General features: G+C 41.6%; 20 protein-coding genes. 3 read left to right on the top strand and 17 right to left on the bottom strand.

The genetic code is table 11. The features are described 5' to 3' along the window. Positions 1-94: 94 nt before the first annotated feature. Positions 95-682, bottom strand: coding sequence for a nitroreductase family protein (locus NST57_RS04455; RefSeq protein ID WP_341298138.1), 588 nt, complete (start codon positions 680-682; stop codon positions 95-97). A 270-nt stretch (positions 683-952) separates the two neighbouring features. On the opposite strand from NST57_RS04455, the gene NST57_RS04450 reads away from it, so the two are divergent. Further along, positions 953-2,209: a helix-turn-helix domain-containing protein gene (locus tag NST57_RS04450; RefSeq protein ID WP_142154500.1), complete on the top strand. Its 1,257-nt coding sequence runs from the start codon at positions 953-955 to the stop codon at positions 2,207-2,209. Positions 2,210-2,244: 35 nt separating this feature from the next. On the opposite strand, the gene NST57_RS04445 is transcribed toward NST57_RS04450, so the two are convergent. The 3 genes from NST57_RS04445 to mprF all read right to left on the bottom strand — a co-directional run bounded on the left by NST57_RS04445 (position 2,245) and on the right by mprF (position 6,263). After that, the gene (locus NST57_RS04445; RefSeq protein WP_007496690.1) at positions 2,245-2,712 is read right to left on the bottom strand and encodes a thiol-disulfide oxidoreductase DCC family protein; all 468 of its coding nucleotides are present in this window, start codon (positions 2,710-2,712) and stop codon (positions 2,245-2,247) included. Between the two features lie 338 nt (positions 2,713-3,050). Then, a complete protein-coding gene (locus tag NST57_RS04440; RefSeq protein ID WP_142154498.1) occupies positions 3,051-3,599 on the bottom strand; it encodes a thioredoxin family protein in 549 nt (182 codons plus the stop codon). 93 nt (positions 3,600-3,692) lie between these two features. Further along, the gene (mprF, locus tag NST57_RS04435; protein ID WP_142154496.1) at positions 3,693-6,263 is read right to left on the bottom strand and encodes a bifunctional lysylphosphatidylglycerol flippase/synthetase MprF; all 2,571 of its coding nucleotides are present in this window, start codon (positions 6,261-6,263) and stop codon (positions 3,693-3,695) included. Positions 6,264-6,431: 168 nt separating this feature from the next. Between mprF and NST57_RS04430 the strand changes: the two genes are divergently transcribed. After that, positions 6,432-6,911, top strand: coding sequence for a MarR family transcriptional regulator (locus NST57_RS04430; RefSeq protein WP_142154494.1), 480 nt, complete (start codon positions 6,432-6,434; stop codon positions 6,909-6,911). Positions 6,912-6,928: 17 nt separating this feature from the next. Here NST57_RS04430 and NST57_RS04425 read toward each other — a convergent pair whose 3' ends face one another. The 6 genes from NST57_RS04425 to NST57_RS04400 form a co-directional block, all read right to left on the bottom strand. Further along, positions 6,929-7,141, bottom strand: a complete 213-nt coding sequence (locus NST57_RS04425) for a hypothetical protein (RefSeq protein ID WP_341298137.1) — start codon at positions 7,139-7,141, stop codon at positions 6,929-6,931. A gap of 86 nt (positions 7,142-7,227) precedes the next feature. Beyond that, entirely contained in the window at positions 7,228-7,758 is a 531-nt protein-coding gene (locus tag NST57_RS04420; RefSeq protein ID WP_142154493.1) for a YfiT family bacillithiol transferase, read from the bottom strand. Positions 7,759-7,771: 13 nt separating this feature from the next. After that, a complete protein-coding gene (locus NST57_RS04415; RefSeq protein ID WP_142154491.1) occupies positions 7,772-8,779 on the bottom strand; it encodes a zinc-binding alcohol dehydrogenase family protein in 1,008 nt (335 codons plus the stop codon). An 89-nt stretch (positions 8,780-8,868) separates the two neighbouring features. Then, a complete protein-coding gene (locus tag NST57_RS04410; RefSeq protein ID WP_142154488.1) occupies positions 8,869-9,366 on the bottom strand; it encodes a hypothetical protein in 498 nt (165 codons plus the stop codon). Between the two features lie 99 nt (positions 9,367-9,465). After that, positions 9,466-10,221 carry an anti-sigma factor gene (locus tag NST57_RS04405; protein WP_142154486.1) on the bottom strand — a complete coding sequence of 252 codons (756 nt, stop codon included), beginning with the start codon at positions 10,219-10,221 and terminating at the stop codon, positions 9,466-9,468. Beyond that, positions 10,218-10,787: an RNA polymerase sigma factor gene (locus NST57_RS04400; protein ID WP_046527471.1), complete on the bottom strand. Its 570-nt coding sequence runs from the start codon at positions 10,785-10,787 to the stop codon at positions 10,218-10,220. The genes NST57_RS04405 and NST57_RS04400 overlap by 4 nt, the downstream gene beginning before the upstream one ends. A gap of 354 nt (positions 10,788-11,141) precedes the next feature. Between NST57_RS04400 and NST57_RS04395 the strand changes: the two genes are divergently transcribed. Further along, positions 11,142-11,468 carry a YnfA family protein gene (locus tag NST57_RS04395; RefSeq protein ID WP_142154484.1) on the top strand — a complete coding sequence of 109 codons (327 nt, stop codon included), beginning with the start codon at positions 11,142-11,144 and terminating at the stop codon, positions 11,466-11,468. A 55-nt stretch (positions 11,469-11,523) separates the two neighbouring features. On the opposite strand, the gene NST57_RS04390 is transcribed toward NST57_RS04395, so the two are convergent. The 7 genes from NST57_RS04390 to NST57_RS04360 all read right to left on the bottom strand — a co-directional run bounded on the left by NST57_RS04390 (position 11,524) and on the right by NST57_RS04360 (position 19,121). Continuing rightward, complete coding sequence (locus NST57_RS04390) at positions 11,524-13,239, bottom strand: ABC transporter ATP-binding protein (protein ID WP_341298136.1); 1,716 nt, start codon at positions 13,237-13,239, stop codon at positions 11,524-11,526. Between the two features lie 12 nt (positions 13,240-13,251). Then, on the bottom strand, positions 13,252-14,178 hold the full coding sequence (locus NST57_RS04385; RefSeq protein WP_341298135.1) for an ABC transporter substrate-binding protein: 927 nt from the start codon (positions 14,176-14,178) through the stop codon (positions 13,252-13,254). A 111-nt stretch (positions 14,179-14,289) separates the two neighbouring features. After that, positions 14,290-15,894 carry an AraC family transcriptional regulator gene (locus NST57_RS04380; protein ID WP_341298134.1) on the bottom strand — a complete coding sequence of 535 codons (1,605 nt, stop codon included), beginning with the start codon at positions 15,892-15,894 and terminating at the stop codon, positions 14,290-14,292. 78 nt (positions 15,895-15,972) lie between these two features. Next, positions 15,973-17,013: an NAD(P)/FAD-dependent oxidoreductase gene (locus NST57_RS04375; RefSeq protein WP_341298133.1), complete on the bottom strand. Its 1,041-nt coding sequence runs from the start codon at positions 17,011-17,013 to the stop codon at positions 15,973-15,975. 318 nt (positions 17,014-17,331) lie between these two features. Then, complete coding sequence (locus NST57_RS04370) at positions 17,332-17,961, bottom strand: rhamnogalacturonan acetylesterase (RefSeq protein WP_008341695.1); 630 nt, start codon at positions 17,959-17,961, stop codon at positions 17,332-17,334. Between the two features lie 129 nt (positions 17,962-18,090). Further along, positions 18,091-18,576: a DUF6884 domain-containing protein gene (locus NST57_RS04365; RefSeq protein ID WP_142154472.1), complete on the bottom strand. Its 486-nt coding sequence runs from the start codon at positions 18,574-18,576 to the stop codon at positions 18,091-18,093. After that, positions 18,573-19,121, bottom strand: coding sequence for a VanZ family protein (locus NST57_RS04360; protein WP_142154470.1), 549 nt, complete (start codon positions 19,119-19,121; stop codon positions 18,573-18,575). Before NST57_RS04360 ends, NST57_RS04365 begins: the two co-directional genes overlap by 4 nt. Between the last annotated feature and the right edge of the window lie 121 nt (positions 19,122-19,242).

Here is a 19,242-nt window from a genome sequence, read left to right as displayed (position 1 = left end):
CGAATTGGACATTCGTGAGCACCAGCGCGCAGGACTGGCAAAGAATGCGAAGGTTTGTCTACACGCTGAGCAGACCTTTTGATAAGGTCTGTTTTTATTTGATTTCAGTTAGCAGGCTTGATGCCTTCTGACGTGACTTTTCCTCAGGCACCTCTTCTGGATAACCGATGTGAAGAATCGCTGCAAAGCGTTCGTTTTCCTTTAATCCCATATCCTGTTGAAACCCTTTGTCGTATAAAATACGGCCGCTCTTCCATACCATACCGATTCCTTGATCCCAAGCCAGCAGCTGGAAGTTTTGAATGAGCGCACTCACAGCGGCAAAATCATCATTTCTCACAACTGGATTTTCGTCTTCTTTTAGAACAACAAGTAAAAGTGCTGGTACTTTAGAAAAATAATCTCTGTACTGATTGATCTTTTCTTCTTTTGCGTCTGGGTTGTTGCGTTTAAAGAAAGCAACGAACCGCTCAACAAATATCTCTTTTGCTTCATCTGTCACTGCATATAAAAAACGCCACGGCTCCGTTATTTTATGATTGGGTGCATAGACTGCATCCTCTAATAATGGCTGAAGCTGTTCAATGCTCACCGGCGTTTCTTTGAATTTTCGAATCGATCGTCTATATCTGACAGCGTCTCGAACCGTTAACGCTTCTGTTTGTTGTTTTGTTTCTGGCATATATGTCATCCTTTCAATCAACCTTAATTGAAATTGATTCTCATTCACATTATAAACATGATCATGTGTTGTTTGCAAATAGGACATCACCTCTCTGCTAAAAAGTTGTTTGACTTTTTCAAGTAATGTTACAATCATATTACGTTTTAAACAAATTTTGAGAAAAAAGCCAAGATGATGAAATGATTTCAGGTATTTCCACTTTGTCAAATGCGGCTATTTTTTCAAAAAGCTTTCAACCCATGATTGGAAGGGAGGCTTCTGGATGGAATGAAAATCAATATTGGGCAAATCATCAAGCTCTATCGTTATAAACAAAATATGACCCAATCGGAGTTGGCAGAAGGAATTTGTTCTGTCTCTCATTTAAGTAAAATTGAAAATGGCTCAAAAGAGGCCAATCAAGATACGATCAATCTTTTGCTTGAACGGCTTGGAATTAGTCAAGAAACGCTGTCGCAAAAGGCGCGTCACCTGCTGTCATTGCTCGATGAGTTTCAAATGAACATGTATTTCTATGCACTCGATCAAGCAGAGCAAAATGCAGAAATGATCATTCATCACGAGGAACAGTTCTTTTCGCTAGATTTAGGGATTCAGTATCATTTGTCCTTATTTCAATTTTATTTATTAACAGAAAAACAGCAGCTTGCCTTAAAAACGCATCGCGTGCTTAAGAAGTTTGAAAAAACCTTTATTGACACAGAAAAAGAAACGTTTGAATATCTAGATGGTATCCACCAGATTAAAATCGGTCAGCTCGAAGAAGGATTGAAAAGACTTGAAAGCTGCTTTTCCTACGCTTCTGTTGAACAGAGCGACCTGTATTATCACTATGCAAAAGCACTTGGAGCCATAGGGCATCTCGGTGATGCGCTTGAGGCCACACATCAAGCAATGGATTTGTATAGACAAAAAAATAATTTCAAGCGGGTCATTCATTGTACACTCATTCATGGGGTCATCTCACTGGAATTAAAGGCCTTTCAAACAGCTAAAAGATATTTAAAAGAAGTGATTTTACACACATCGCTTCACCCTGATGCTTATATTAAGATGACAGCTTATTTTTATTACGGGGTTCTCTTAAAACGCCAAGGCGATTTCTCATCCGCTGTGCCTTATTTACTAGATTCACTCAATTATTTTAATCAAGAACAGATAGAAGATCGTTACTGTGAAACGCTTTATGAAATCGCGACATTGTATGCGGAATATGATCGCAAAAAGGCGCTTCCATACATACACGAGCTGCTCAAACAGCCTCGTATTCAACCAAACTGTTTATATATGATTAAAATCTATAAATTGATGATTGAAGAGAATCCTCATGATTTGAAGACTTATTTAGTAGAAGCAGCGATTCCTTACTTTGAACACAATCAGCTCCACAATGAGTACTTGTTTGCTCTTAGAACCTTGCTTTCCTATGCGGCTTCTGAGCTTGATAAACGTGCTTATATGTCTTACACAACGAAGCTACTTGATCACTTAGCATCATATATCCCATATTACAAAAAAGCATGACCTTCTGCCGATCGAAGGTCATGCTTTTTCTATGATTAGATGGTCTTTTGTTGATCTGTATCGGGACGGGTGACTTGTTCGACAGAATGAATGTACCGTTTTCTCGCAAAATAATCGTAAGCATGCTGCCCAAAGCCAAGCCAAATGCTGAGAACAATGAATGGGACCGTTCCCCATAATGCAGGGATATGACAAGCCATTCTCAGCCACGTATAAATCCCTGAGTTTTTTTGATTTTTCGCTAAGGAAATAGACACGATTCGTTTCTCTGCCTTCTCTTCACTAATTTTATTCAGTCTCAGCAGCTGTGAGTGTCTAAATGATTCAAAGTGAATTCGGTTTTTCCAATCGAGTGATTTCAACAGGTCAATTGCTTTTGCACATGAAGGACTTTGTCCGTCATAAAACACAAGCAGTCTGAGTGATTTGATGGAACGCTGTTCTCTTTTCTTTGATTCAGCGAGCTTCTTTTTTTCTTGATCGAGATAGATGATTTTTTTCATAAATTGATCGCCAGCCCTTTTCCTTCATTTATTTTTTTTAGTTCGTTCAAAGGAGATTACAACTAGATTACTATAGTTGCTGGGCCTCTTGTATTGGGAAAAAGCCATCCGACGTGCGTTATATGAGCCTTTAGATAAGGGCAAAATAGCTGATTTCATGGCATATATGAGGTTTTTCAACTAAAAGTGGTTGGGAAAATCGTGATGCTTTGCGGTTTTCTGCGGTATTTGATAGAATTCTGCGGTTTTTCTACATCTTTATGCGGTGTTTTGTAGGTGAAACGCAAAAACAAGATAAAAAAAGACTACTTCGCATTGCGGCGAAGTAGTCTTTTGGTTTATATTTTTGCCAAAACTTCTACTATTTCTTTCTCAATATCTTTCCATAAGTAACGATCTGTCGTATAGTGATGTGCGGCTTCTTTCGCAAACACTTTAAATGCTTCCTCAAAATCGGGTGCATCTTTATCCGGCTTTTTCTCGTCGACAAAGCGCTGAGCTTCTGCTGAGCGAGGTCCCCATTTCCCCACTTCATTCCCGTCCTGGTCAATGATGACGATAATCGGAATCGATCTTGCGGTCCCGTTCGTTAAATACTGATCCATCAGGTCTAGGTGCTCGTCCCGAATGAAATAGCGCGCATCAATCAGTGCTTCATTCGCAATACGCATGAAAATAGGTACATTGACCATCGCATCACCGCACCAATCTGCCGTGATCACAAGCGCTCTGAGCTTTTTCTTTTGAAGTTTTTGAAGTAGCTCTTTTTCCTTTTGATGAATTGCGTACTGGTTGTACACCGTGAGTAAGTTTTCACGGTTTTTCTCCATGTTGTGTACATATGTACGTTCAGTTAATCCCTTTGTAAACCATTCATTTAGTGTCATGTGAACATCCCCCTTCCCCTTCAACTTTACCACTTTTGCTGCTCTTTTGTCTAAAAAAACCTTCACCTAGTGAAAGGTAAAGGTTCTTTGGACTTATGGACGCCGTTTTCGTTTTGGGTCCATTCCAATCAGCTTAGTGACGAGCACCATTGTGACAGGCAGTGATGTATTCTTTTTGTACGCTAAATATTTTCCCCGCCATTCTGGTTTATATTTCTGCTTAAACGACCGTAAACCGCTGAAACTATACATATATCTGACGTTATTGAAGATGACACTCGCCAAACGTTCTGTCAGAAAGGACTGATGGAACGTGCCTACATTCGATAATGGTGCCATTCCCATATTAAAGGATGTGTAGCCTTTTTCTTTCGCCCATTGAAAAAGGTGGATAAAGAGTGCATCCATCATCCCGTTCGGTGCATCATGCATATGACGCATGAGGTCGATGGATATCTCTCCTTTTTGGTACATCGGCATTAAGGACACAAAAGATATGATCTGTCCCTGTTCATCCTTTAAAATGGCAATCGGTGCTTTTTGAATATAGTCTTCATTGAAATAGCCTAATGAAAATCCTTTTTCTTTTTTCTTGCCAAGCCAGCTGTCAGAGATTTGTTTTAAGGTTGAAATCAATTCCTCTGAAAAGGGCGGCTCCAGCATTTCAAACGTATAGCCTTCTCGTTCAAATTTATTTGCGACAGCTCGTAAGTTTGATTTTTTCTTCCCTGACAAAGAGAATGTGTCTAAATCGACCATGGCTTCTTCCCCAAGCTTAAAGAAGTGAAAACCTAGATCATGATAAAGCGCCATTCCTTCACGTTCTACTTGATAAAAAGCGACACGATAGCCTGCTTTTTCCGTCTGCTCCAAAAATTCTTCCAGCACAAGCGGATAAGAGGCTTTACGCCCAGAAGGATCTCCAAGCACAATAACGCAGCGGCCAATCCGGCCAAACTGAAGCATCGCCTCTCCATCACTTGAGAAAAACAGTTTTTTGTCTCCCAAAAAACCTAGATGACTCAGAGCATTTCCTCCCTTTTCTTCGAGAAATGTTTTTAATTTTTCTTCATCAGCTTCTTCACCGATTGGAACTGCTTTTTTATTAAAAATCAATTTGCTAATGAAAAAGAAAAGAGGTACGCCAATTAAAGCAATCATACTGGTCATCGTGATATGCCGTTCATTATGAACCAAATAGTCCTTGCTTAGGAAATGACCAATTTTCATCCAAATGAAGTTCCCAATGACATTATAATTAAACAACACGAGTAAATATCCGGCGGCGGCGGCCACAAACTGATTCAAAGAATATGGGGCCTGCTGCTTCACAAATTGATTTCGAAGCGAGAAAAACACCACCATGATGACCGGCAATATAAAGATCAGACTCAAGTTAAACCCTTTTAGCAAAGTAAACACAAAGCCGCCTGCTAGGGCAATCATTGTCAATAGATAAGACCGTTTCGTTCTTTTATACACTTCAATGGACAAAATCATTAAAATGATCCCGAACATTAAAGAAAGACCATTAAATCCTGATAACAAAAAGTGCGGAATGGTTGTAATCACACCTAAACGATCAACAGGAAGCACAACGGAAGCCATAATGAGCAAACCGCTTCCAAACGTTAAAATGGACAAAGATCCGTACAATAAACGGATGAGCAAAGCTCGGTGCAAAACAATTAGGACGTTCGTTGTTTCAATAGCAGGCGCCATTCTCGGATTGCCTTCAAGACGCCTGAGTGTTGTTCCAGTTAAATCGTATGCCGCTAGACAAAGTCCAAGAATAAACGGGAAAATGGAGTACACGAAGCGGTACAATACAAGCGCTGTCAGCACCATCTCTTTATCAAACCCAATGTATTGCATACTGAGTAAAAAGATCAGATCAAACGAACCAAACCCGCCCGGAACCATACTGATTAAACCACCGATTGACGCAATCGCAAAGACGCCTAATACAATACGGACATCAACGTTCATCCCCATAGAGACAACAGCCATGTACATGACAAGACCAGCTGCCAGCCACTCTAAAAACGATGCACCAATATAAGCATAGATCGGATGCTTCAGTCCGTTTTCACCGCTCTCAATCGAGCTTTTTCGAATGGACGCCATGATGATGTAAATGGGCACAATACAAGCAAAAATAATGACAAATGCCCATAACCACGGCTCCTGACTAATAATACTTTCAACTGGCAGGACCCTAACTAAAATCAAATCACTGAAAATAGATAAGCCCAGCAGAACGGAGGATGTCAAAAGAGCAATGCCTTTCAGCAATTTTTTCGTATCTGTTATGTATTCCTTGTATAGAAGCGTTCTAAGCCCTGCTCCAGATAAACCACCGAAACCAAGTACACTGTTAAAGGAGTTGGCGATCCAAGAAATACGGATCGTTTTCCAGCCGCTGATAGGCATATCAAGGCTTTTTCTTAAAATAAAATCATATAAGGACATGGATAAAACAGCAACAAGTCCTAGAAAGACAAGAATAAACAAGTCCATTCGATTCAAGCTGTCAATAATATAAAACGTCTTTTTAATGGAAAGGCCGCTCAACTCCTGCTTGGCGACAAAAATTAAGACAAGGATGATCACGATCGGAAACAGCATTTTTAAGATCGTCATACCCGTTTTTTTGTTCCACATGTTTTTCCCAACTTTCTAAGTTGCTTCATTCATTTCAACTGACCATTATTATACAACAAATACCACTTAATTCATGCAGTTTAACATTCAAAAGCTTCACGATACTTTCAATTAGAAGTAAAAATCAGTAATATAAAGAAAAGAGCCGCTTAAAGGAAGTGAACAAGCGTGGAATATAATATTCATGACACCACCGTACTAAAAGAGGAAATCCTATCTCCTGAGGAAAAAAAGACGTGGGTGCTGTATATGAAAGTGCTCACTGCCGCAGGACTTGGAGATGTTTCTGAGTGGATGAAGCTTGATATGAGTATGCCTCAAATGAAGGTGCTCATGCTGCTCAATAACCATGGTTCTCTTAAGGTATCAGAAATTGCTGAAAAGATGGGAGCTTCTCTGTCCAATATGACAGGGCTGCTTGACCGTTTAGAACAATCGAACTTTGTGGAACGAAAGCATTCTGAGCATGACCGCCGAATGATTGTGGTAGAACTGACAGAGGAAGCGAAAAATATTTTCAGAAGTATTTATCAAAAAGGGCACGAAAAAATTAAAAATTCCCTACAACGGCTCAATGACGAGGAAAAAGAAAAAGTCAATGAAGGTCTAGCTATTTTAGAAAAAGCACTTCGTCCCGAACGTGGCTAAAAAAGGAAAAAAGACGGTCACTTGAGGTCCGTCTTTTTTATTTCTTCTTTTACTTGTTTATCTGGGTTCAAAAGAAACTGACGAATGACTTCCCTGTCATCCCACAAGAGATAACCTAAACCGATAATGAGAAAAATGATGCTGATCCACGTACCGCCTGGGAGTATATGTTCCAGCTCCTCGATCGTTCTTACTGTGCTTACATTTCCACCATAACGAATCTCAAACAAAACTTATTTCGCTATATAAAACAATGCCGCCATGCAGATAAACATAGCGCCAACAATTCTTCTACTAGACATGTGTGTTGACTCCTTTAATTCCACTGATTTCTTTTGATTAATTCCGTGATATGGGCAAGATGATGCTGTGAATGCCAGACGTACATTCCTGTTGCATCATATAAGGACACCGTTTGTTGATCGGCTGGATGGTAATATGCAGCGTTGAAATCTTCCTCTGTCATCTCCCGAAGTAATGTGACCCATCGGCGATGCAGACTGCTGATTAACGGCAGTGATAGGCTGATAGGCGCCTTACTGTCAGGAAGTGAAGCAAATGCCTCCTGATCATATGGACGTATGTGCGGTGTTTCTTCTGTCAGCGCAAGCTTAAATCGCAAGTAAGCGTTCAGATGGCTGTCCGCTACGTGGTGAATGAGCTGACGAACAGTCCATCCACCTGGCCGGTATGGGGTATCCAGCTGATCATCTGTCAATGGGACAACTGTCTCTTCATACTTTTGAGGAATAAGTGCCAGCTCATCAATCCATGCCTCCAGCTGCTTTTTCGTTTGTTGATCCACCCGTTCATATAAGCCAATCGGATATTGTAATGACGTCGTCATTTGCTGCCCCTCCTTAAAATCCTTCTAGAACAAATTTACCTATCATCTTCCCTTGCTCAAGTGTTTGATGTGCCTGCTTCAAATTGGTGGCATTGATGGGGCTGAGCACCTTTGTTAATGTATGTTTTAACTTCTTCTCTTCAAATAATGTACTCGCTTCTTTTAAAAGCTCGTGCTGCTTCATCATATCCGAGGTTTTGTACATCGGCCGTGTGAACATGAATTCCCATACAAATGCAGCACTTTTATTTTTGAGTAATTGAATGTCTAAATGGTGCTGATTTTCAACAATGGTACAGATCGTACCTTGAGGTTTAATCGCTTCTGCCATGCCTTTGAAATGGCCATCTGTATCATTTAAGCATAAAATGTAATCCACTTCGCCAATCCCTTTTTCCTGAAGCTGCGCTAAGAGCGGCTGGTGATGGTCTATGATATGATCAGCACCCAATGAGAGACACCATTCATTTGTTTCAGGTCTTGATGCAGTGGCGATCACAGTTGCCTTTGCTAATTTGGCGAGTTGAATGGCGATGGAGCCCACTCCGCCTGCACCACCGATGATCAGCAAGGTCGAGCCTTCTGCATCCCGCTTCATATGCATTCGCTCAAATAGCGCTTCGTAAGCTGTAATCGTTGTAAGTGGCATTGCAGCTGCTTCTGCAAAAGAGAGATTTGCAGGCTTTTTCCCCACAATTCTCTCATCCACAAGCTGGTATTCACTATTTGAGCCTTGTCGCGTGATATCTCCTGCATAATAGACGTGGTCACCCGGCTGAAACAACGTACACGCTTCACCTACTTCCACCACCGTACCGCTTGCATCGTAGCCAAGAATTTTCAGTTCTTCTTCCTTCTGATTCTTCGGTGATCTCACCTTTGTATCCACTGGATTCACCGACACAGCCTCTACTTTCACCAAAATATCCCTGCCAGCTGCTTTGGGCTTTGCCACCTCCTGATCGATCAGGCTTTGTTTATGCTCAATTGGCAAATACTCAAATAATCCAACTGCTTTCACTCGCTCGCACTCCCTTTCTCCATGCTTCTTTTCCACATTTTATCATACATTTCTGATACTGATGGATCAGTCAGCAAGCGATTGCACATTTAGGATTTCTTCAAAGCCCTTCGTTCCCTCACGATGTAAGAAGGACGAGCCTTTTGTAAAGAGAGGACATAGGTGAACCAGCCGCTCGATTTAAAAAAGTACTGAACATAATAAAACTGAATGTGCTGCAAGAAAACGACGATGAACAGAAAAATTGTGAATAATAGCGTCACAATGTCTCCCTGCATCCATCCACTGATCAATAACATTACAAAACCGAGCATCATGAGCTGTTCGAGCCTCTGCACGATCTGGACAACGAGATGTCCCCGTTTGGTTAGGTCGCCCGATTGGCGCTTTCGAATGTTTCTCGATTTATAAAACCATACGATACTTGTCACTAGATGATGAGTGATAAAAAGAGCGATCATGACCATCAATAAAGGAGTTGATTCAAAAAGGTCTTTTATAATAAATGGGATCACCAAAAAATAAAATGCGGTAAATGCGTGTCTAGCTGAGAAGAGAAATAGTTGTTTTTCTATGTATCGCTGCATGTGTCTCACCTCTATATGTAGTACGTCTCATTTGTCATAAGGTTCCTTCTGCCTATCAAAAAAGGATGCCCTGAAAAAGGCATCCTTCATGAATCAAGCTTAAAATGCAGCACTCAGTACGACAGGACCTTGCGGAAGCTGGTTATCCTTTTTTGGTTCAAGGGTGACAGCCACAGTATCCCATGATTCGTTTGCTTCTTTTTCAGATAATGCATAGGTGACGGTGCCCTCCCCTTTGCTATCTGTTTTAAAGGCACCAGCCGGAACGGGCTTATCTCCTTTAATGAGCCATACTTGATAAACAGCTGATGAATCAAGCTGGCCTTTTAATCCGCCGGCACTCACTACAAGCTCTTTTTTGCCGTGATGCTCAATCACTGAAAAAGCACCCGTTGTTTTTGTTGATTTGGCAGATGCCAGTGATTTTGTCGCAACAACTTTGACAGGTTGTTCTGCTTGTTCTGTTCCATTTGTTAAGAAATACACGTTTCCAGCTGCAGAAATGAGAAGTAGTGCGGCAACGAGAGGCAAAAGCCATTGATTTTTCTTCTTCATCGGCCGTTTCATCTCATTTGCATCACGTACCATTTTGAGCTCTTGAGGCGGGTTCGATTTTGCATCGATTGTCTCTGGCATCTCTTCTTCAAATACCCTGGATAAAATGCGGTCTTTCATTCCTGCCGGAGGCGTTTCGTCCTCGGCTAGAAACGGAATATCAGACATGAGCGATGTCAGTTCTTCAAGCTCTTCTTTACAATCCGAGCAATGTTTGATGTGCTCTTCAAACTGCGCCTTTTCTTCTCCTTGTAAATGCCCGTTGAAGTAATCAATGACTTGATGTTTACACTGAGTCATGCCTCTTCCTCCTCCTTTCCTCCGCGAGACAGTTTCGTTCGTAAGTGCTTCAATGACAATCGAACCCTTCCCTTCACCGTTCCAATAGGGATGCCTAGCTTTTCCGCAATGCTCTTTTGTGTCATTCCTTTAAAATAGACATCTTCGATGATGGTTTGCTGTTCTTTCGACAATGTTGATACTGCTTCACGTATGATTTGTTTTTCTTCGTTCCATTCTACTTCTTTTGACACATCTTCTTGATGATCTGCCAAGTATTCAATATGCTCATCTTCAAGAGCTGTTTCATTTCGGTGTTTCCTTAATAGATCGATTGCCGTGTTTCGTGACATCATAAATAACCATGAGGAAAATTTCCCTTTATCTGTATTGTATTCTCCTATGCCGCGCCAGAGCTTGATAAAGACTTCTTGAAGCACTTCCTCCGCCAGCTCACGGTTTCCAGTCATTTTATAAATAAACGAATATAACACACGTTCATAGCGATCGTACAATATTTCAAGCGAAGGCTTGTGTCGATCATGTTTGATCTTGTGATACAGCTCAAAATCCTTCAGTGTGTCCATGGTCATCTCCTTCCTTTTTCATGAGAAAGAGCATTATGCATTCATCATGAAATCTTCACCTATTGCTTATCACTTCATTTGCTGAGATAAGCCTCCTTTGTACTTTACTCTTTTTTCAAGGAGAAAAAAAGAGCGCTGAAAAAGGAAATGTGTTCCTCATGAGAATGTACTTACTCAACGGATGGATTGACCATTTGGATCACCCGTTTCAGGGAAAGTCAAGAATCCATGTGTTTCATTCACTGTTCAATTGATTTTAGCAAACTCTCATTAGTCTCTCCATTTACATCAGGTAGAACGCATCCTTTCATCATGTCATAATAGAACGAAATAAGAGAACTGGAGTGTCCGAAAATGATTGTAACGATTGTTCTTTTTTTATTAGCTGGTTTGGCTGAAATCGGCGGCGGTTATCTTGTCTGGCTGTGGCTGCGTGAAGCAAAACCCGTCAGCTACGGGATCGCCGGAAGCCTCATCTTGGTCGCTTACGGCGTCATTCCTACATTCCAGCAGTTCCCGACCTTTGGGCGGGTTTATGCGGCCTATGGCGGTGTTTTTGTCGTTCTCGCTGTGTTTTGGGGCTGGTGGGTCGATCGAAAAACTCCTGATCTGTATGACTGGATGGGTGCTTTGATCTGTTTAGCTGGGGTCAGTGTGATGTTATTTGCCCCCCGCAGTTAATGGTCGGATGATGATCACACGCTAAAAAGCCGGCAATATGCCGGCTTTTCCTCTTTTACATTCTAAACTGTGTTTCATACAAACGCCGGTACATGCCGTCCATTTCCAGCAGGTCTTCATGCCTGCCTTGCTCCTTGATGCCCTCTTTTGTTAAAACCACAATCCGGTCAGCATGCTGGATGGTTGCTAGGCGATGCGCAATAATAAACGTGGTTCGTCCTTCGGATAGTTCTTCAAGTGAGCCCTGAATAAAGGATTCTGTCTCCGTATCCAGAGAAGATGTGGCTTCATCTAAAATAAAAATTGGCGGATTTTTAAGGAAAATACGTGCAATGGAGATACGCTGTTTTTGTCCGCCAGATAACATCATTCCGCGTTCACCGATGATCGTATCAAGCCCATTTGGCAAGCTATTTACAAGATCCTTCAGTTGGGCTTTCTCCACTGCCTGCCACACTTCTTCATCAGATGCATCGAGTTTTCCGTATAAAATGTTTTCTCGGATGGTCCCATGGAATAAATAAATATCTTGCTGGACGACACCAATTTGTCTCCGCAGCGAAGGCAGTGTCATCTTTCTTGTCTCTATGCCATCAATTGTAATGGTACCCTCCTGCCATTCGTAAAAACGTGGCAGCAAACTGCAAAGCGTCGATTTCCCAGCACCAGAGGGACCTACGACCGCAATGGTCTCTCCTTGTTTCACCTCAAGATTGATGTCATGAAGAACTGGTTTGTCTGATTCATATTGAAAAGACACGTGCTCAAAAACGATATCCCCTTTTAACTGATCAACTTCAATGGCATCATCCGCATCCTTTTCATCTGGCGATTGATCGATGAGTGATGCAAATCGTTTAAAGCCCGCTGCACCTTTTGGATACATTTCAATGACTGCATTGATTTGTTGAATGGGTCCTAAGAAGATGCCTGTTAACAGTACAAATGACACAAATTCCCCATACGTCATATTTTTTTGCAGCACAAACCATGCGCCGCATACAAGGCCAAACACTGTCACACTCTTAATAAGAAAATGACTGACAGCGGTATGCACAGCCATCATTTGATATGTGGTTAGCTTTGTCTTTCTAAATTGCTCGTTATGTTCAATAAATCGGTCCATTTCATGTGATTCATTTCCGAATGCTTTCACAACCCGTATGCCACTAATATTGTTTTCCACACGTGAATGGAATTGACCAATACTCGAGAACATTTTATCAAAAGCAGCAGACATTTTTTTCGTAAAGTAGACGGATAACCCGATCAAGAATGGAACGACAATAAATGTGAGAACTGCCAGCTGCCAATTAATCGACAGCATCAAGCCAAAGGCACCCGTGAGTGTCATGATCGCGATAAATAAATCCTCCGGGCCATGATGCGCAATTTCACCAATATCCATTAAATCATTTGTCATTCGGGACACGAGTTTTCCCGTTTTCTTTTTGTCAAAGAAGCGAAAGGACATTCTTTGTACATGAGAAAATAGCTGATTCCTCATATCCGTTTCAATATTAATTCCTAATTTGTGCCCAAAATAGGTGACGACATAATGCATCGTAGAGCTGATCACGTATAAACCGAGGAGCAGAATGCCCCAAAACCAAATGGCATCCCAATCACCATTTGGCAGCAAATCGTCCATCACTTTACTGATGGCAAGGGGAAAGGATAATTCGAGTAAGGCTGCCAGTACTGCACAGGAAAAATCTAATATAAACAGCCCCATATATGGTTTGTAGTATGAGAAGAAACGCTTTAACAATTGACAGACCTCCTACCGATCAGACATTTCTGTCAATATGTCAGCAAACTCTTCCGCTTGATTTGCTACTGCAATCGGATCGTAAGGCCAGAAGAACTCTGTATCCATTTGATAGGTCTGCTCTTTTTTGACAGATTCTAGACTCTTCCAAATAGAATTGTTTTTATCAAATGTTCCGCCGTTGCTTTCATCAATGAAAATGTAATCTCCTGCATATTCAGGGAGGGTTTCATAAGAAATGACTTCATACCCTGTCTTACTTTTTAAAATCGTATCTCTGACCTGTTTTGGCGGGTTTACCTGTAGTTGCTCATATAATGCCTGCCCGCCTCGGTAAATTCCGTTACCATATACATAGACATCATTTTTAAAAGCGCCCATGATCGAGACTGTTTCATTCTCTTTTAAAGCAGACTTCACTTTTTTCCTAGCAGCCTCGATTCGTTGATCGAAGGCGGTAAGGAATGCTTTTCCTTCCTCTTCTTTATTTAAAACTTTTGCCAGCGTCGTCAATTCTTCATGTGCATCTTTGAAAGAGCCGTAAGGATACACGATGGTAGGCGCTATTTTTTTGTACACATCATAGACTTTTTCATCCTGTACTGCTGTGATAATCAGATCAGGCTTTAAGCTAAGTGCTTTTTCAGCTGAACGCTCGTCACTGATGTCCTCTATTCCTTTTATCTTGTCCTTTAAGTGTACGTTCTTTAAATCCTGCGTGGTCGATCCCACAGGCTGAACGTCAAGTGCAATCACACTCCCTAAATATCCATCTACGAGAATTCGTTTTGGTTCAGCTGGAATCTCTATCTTTCCTTTCACTGTTTCAACCGTTTTCGTTTCTTGCTTTGATTCTGATGTTTTGGCTTGTTCTTTATTACCGCAGGCCGTCAATATCATCAGAAGAATGACAGCACATATCCAATACGTCTTTTTCATCTCCATATTCCTCCTTCATTTTTACCACTACAAATGAGAATAGTTATCAATTACTAGTCTCATGTATTCTATCAACCTCACCCGTAGTGGTCTATGGAGGATTCTCGCAACTTACATATGGACAATTGTTGGATAGGCTGGCTGTGTCAATTGAGAGACAAACCGGTCCATCAAAAGAAGTGCACGCTCTCCTTCATCAAATCGAAACTCCTCCAGTTTTACTGGATAAAAGGTACCGTTTTTCACAGCCGATAATTGACGAAGAACATCACTTTCTTCCATTCGCATGTCCATTTGCTTATACCATCCATATTGGTCAGAGACAATAAAAAACATATGATCCGCCTCGTATTCTCCAAGTCTCTCTAAAGGAATGACTGTATGTTGATTAGGAAGAAGAACTTCTTCTAAAATGGCTTTGGGAGGTTTTAAGCCAAGCGTTTCGTAAAGATAGAATGCCCCTCTTGCCTCATAGGACCACATATACACTTTGTCATGTCCTCTCATTTCATAGATCGCAACGGTCTCGCCTTTTTCTCTAAAGGAAGACAGGGTGTTTCTTGCCTTTTGACTAAGCTGTTCAAATCGTTTCACCCAATCGTTTGCCTCGTTTTCTCTTCCTAAAAGGCGTCCGATAGACAGCACCTCTTGTACAGCATGATGACCGCCATATGGCAGAACAAGAACAGGTGCGATCCGCTCCAACCGCTTGATCAATGCAGGTTTTGAATAATAATAGTTAGGGACGATGATGACATCTAATTGAAGTGATTTGAAGACGTCATCAGGCGTATGTTCATTTATGACGAGCGAACCGGCCAGTTGTTCTTTGAGTATGTCTGAATGGAGATAGGTTTCTTCGTCAATACAAACAGGCTCAATGCCTATTGCGACCAATGATCCGACAAATTGAAAAGCAGCAATCCGCTCTGGTCTTCGGTTCATTCGAAACTGACTGGGCGTTCTTCCTGTTTTTTGACGGAACTTCCTGCTGAAATATAAACTGTCTGCATACCCGACTTGCCGTGCTATGATTTGAATTTGATCGTCTGTTTGCAGAAGTCGTTTTTTGGCTTCGTCTATCCGAATTTGTGCAATGTATTCTGTCACACTCATCCCCATACTTTGTTTGAAAAAGGTAGAAAAGTAACTCTCATGAAATCCCATCTTATGAGCTAAGTCTTTTCTTGTTAGTTTTTGATCATAATGCGCCGTCATATACTGCAAGATCATGTTGATCGAATAATGCACTTTTTCGTTGTATGGCTTGGATTGTTTGCGGAAAATGAACATGATTTCTTCCAGCCATTTCGCCTGTTCTTGTATGATTTGGCTCGTCTGTATTTGTTTGATGTAAGAAAAAAGGACGGCAGAGCCTTTCACCACTTCCCCGTTATCAGGGAGATTATCGTGATTCACCTTATAGACCAATTCATTTTGTGCATCATGTGCCAGAGTGAATTGGTCAAATGTGACGGTATAGATCACCACTTGCTCGCTGGATAAAGATTGAACCATGACATCTATTCCTGAGCGGATCAATACACTGTCTTTGGCGTTTAGTTCATATTGAATTCCTTCCATGTCAATTCTCACCGCACCGTCCGTTGTTAAGAACATCAGTGAAGATGTTTGCCATGAGTCCGTCTGTTTCACAGAAAGAGATCGTTTACTGCTTTCTTTCATGCGAAGAATTGTATGAGTATAGGCGGTCATTTTCTCTTTCTCCTTCCATATAAAAAAAGTGCTAAAATAAACTTCATTTTAGCACTTCAATGGCTGACTGAATGGTGATTATCGCGCTCCAGCCGTTTGTAATTCTTTGTTTTTCTCTTTAAAGCGTTCATTATGTGAAGACACGTACGCTACTTTTTCTGCTTCTGGTTCGATGTATAGCTTTGCGCTATTTAGTGCATTGACTCCATCCACAAACGTACCGGCAATTAAACGCACTTTACTTTTATGTTTGCATAAGTCGCCAACTGCATAGACGCCAGGTAAATTGGTTTCCATCTTTTCATTGACCTCGATGAGTCCCCACTCACCTTGCTTGAGTCCCCATTCTGATAGAACACTTAAATCACCTTTCATGCCATGATTGACGATGACTGCATCGGTTTCGATTCGTTCGATGTCTCCTGTCTCTAAGTGCTGAATGGTGACGGCTTCAATTTTGTCACCTTGACCATGAAGCTCTGTGAGTTCATGCGGTGTGAGAATGCGAGCACTAGATACTTTCATGTTGGCGACGTTTTTTTCATGTCCGCCAAACATATCACGACGATGCACAACGGTCACACTTTCAGCAATTGGAACGAGGGCATTGGCCCAATCAACAGCTGAGTCTCCGCCTCCAGAGATGACCACCCGCTTCCCTGCAAACGTCTTTAACTCCTGCACGGTGTAATAAAGGTTTGTTACCTCATAGCGGTCTGCATGCTCGATTTCAAGTTTTCGCTGAACTGGAATTCCGTGACCCATGGCTAAGATGAGGGTCTTTGTCAAATGACGGTCGCCATTTTCAGCCGTCAGCAGGATATGACCATTCACATCTCGTTCGAATTGCGTGATTTTTTGATTCAACGCAATCTCTGGTTCAAATGTTTTCGCCTGCGTTTCTAGCTGCTGAATCAGCTGTTCACCTCTTGTTGGCGGCAAACCGCCCACATCCCAAATGACTTTTTCAGGATATAGAAGGATTTTTCCGCCAAGACTTTCGTTATACTCCAGTACCTTTGTCTTTAAATCCCTCATCCCGCTATAAAAGGCGGTGTACATTCCTGCTGGACCGCCGCCAATAATGGTGACGTCATACAATTCAAGCTGATCTGTCATTTGAGTCCCTCCGTTTTTTCATTGAATGATCTATTTATCATTGATATTGATTCTCATTATCATATGTATCTATTGTAGTCTACTCTAGCGAAGGGAATCAATAGCTTTCTATAAAAAAAGAACAGGATGAGCATTTACTCGTCCTGTCATCGTGTAGACAAACCCTCGCATTCTTTGTCAGTTCTGCGTTCCGGTGCTCACGAATGTCAAATTCGCTCCGCTCCAGTACTCGTCCTTCCTAGGGCTGCAAAGATTTTCTATCACGCTGAAACGAAGACAAAGGGCTAAAATCAAGTTCATTTTAGCCCTTTGTCAACGTTACACAATCGTTAAACCGAGGTCCTTTAGTTCAAGAGAGACAAGCCTTGCAATCGCATCTGCCCCTTCTTTCGTAAAATGTGTGCGATCCTCAATGCCTGTCGACAGCATGAAGAAAGACGTCGTTTTCTCTATGCCGGAAATTTGATAAAACTGGAGACTAACTGTATTTAAATCAACGAGAAGAACTTCTTCTTCATCGGCTAGTTCTTTCATCGCAGCACAGTAATCAGGAAAATCGTTGATATATTCTCCGTCTTTCTCATGAAAACGTCCGACAGGGGTTAACAAAAGCGGTGTTGCCCCTTTTGCCCTTGCTCCATGAATATATTGTGACAAGTAACTTTTATACGTTGTAAAAGGCTCTGTATGACGCTCTGGCTTCTCCTTAGAAGCATCATTGTGTCCCATTTGTGTGAAAAGCCAGTCTCCCGGCTGAATGACGGACAATATCTGATCAAGGCGTCCTTCTTCAATGAATGTCTTTGAACTTCTTCCACCGATCGCCCGATTCTCGACTTTGACATCATGCGCTGTATAACGGTGTAAAAACTCTCCCCATCCTCCTTGAACAGGACGATCTGGATAAGATGAAACGGTTGAATCACCAGCTAAATAGATGGTTGTCATGTTCATACGCCTCCTTTTTCATTGAGCCACCTCTTCAAGAGCGATGCAGACGCTAGTGGCTACTGAAAAGATATGAAACCATTCACATCGCTTATTCAATGATTCTCTTTTTTGTGCTGAAAACCCTGCTTACGAGGAGATATGAGTGTATGAAATATGCGGCGGAAGTTCTATTTTTGTCTCAGCCGCTCTCTTTAATGCCTGAAGCATATAGCCAATGCCTTGGTAGGGAGCGAGCGGATAATTCGCCTTTTGGTGCGGCTGTAATAAAGGATCAATTACTTTCCGATATTTCTTTCCGCCTAGTATGACTAACTCATCAAATGCGGCGAGATTTTTTTCATCAAATTGATGACTCAGTTCATCTCGTGTCACCTGTTCCTTGTGCGGTTTGCCAAATGCCACATCATAATTTTCATGAATCATGTCCCCCGCCTTTAGGAATCCGTGCTTTGCGGATAAAATCATCCAGTCTGAAAAGAATGTTTGAGCATAGATTTTCGTTCGCTGATGCAGCGGACTCAAGTAGACGAGATCCGCTGGCTGGCTTCCTGCCTCTGGATTCACGTCCCATATTTTCTTGGCGCCGCACGGGATGATACATATTCGCTTCATCTCTTATTCTCCTTTCTGCGCCGGTACGTTACATAGACGATACAGCCTAGTGCCGTTCCAAGTGTATTTAAGATCATATCATCTATATCGCTGCTTCTTGTAATCATACCAGATTGTGAGAATATCCATTGAAGGACTTCGATGATCGCTGACAAGATCAATCCAGCCAGCACTGCCTTTTGAAAGCGACATGTCCGAAAGGCTTGATATAGAAAAAAACCAAGCGGCACAAATAAGAGAATGTTTCCTGCCAAATTTAAAAAGACAAGGTTGGGATAGCCGTGTTGAAAGGCGTGTAGGTTTTGTTGAATGGAGTGGAAGGGAATCAGATTGACGCTCACTTGATCTTTTGGTGCCGAAAAGCGATTCGGAAAGACCGTTAAATAAAAGAGAACATTCGTATATACAAATAGAAAAGCAAGGACCATTTCTGTTCGTAAATAGATAAAACGTTGCTGTTTTTTTGCCAGTCTATATCTCATATTTAGATAGAACGGGACGAGCAGAAGAAAATAAGCCATTGAAAACATAGCACTGGATGTCATACAAATAGCTGCCCCTTTCTCACATCATGCTTGACCATATTACAGGTTATTCAAGCTTTCCTGTATCTATTCATCACTTATTCTCACAATCCATGCGATATTGACAAATCGTCATTTTCTC

Origin of the sequence: Bacillus sp. FSL M8-0077, assembly GCF_038050255.1 — a bacterium.
GTDB classification, from domain to species: domain Bacteria; phylum Bacillota; class Bacilli; order Bacillales; family Bacillaceae; genus Bacillus; species Bacillus altitudinis.
The sequence above is the reverse complement of the archived record's forward strand: the minus strand, read 5'-3'. Positions and strand labels throughout refer to the sequence as shown.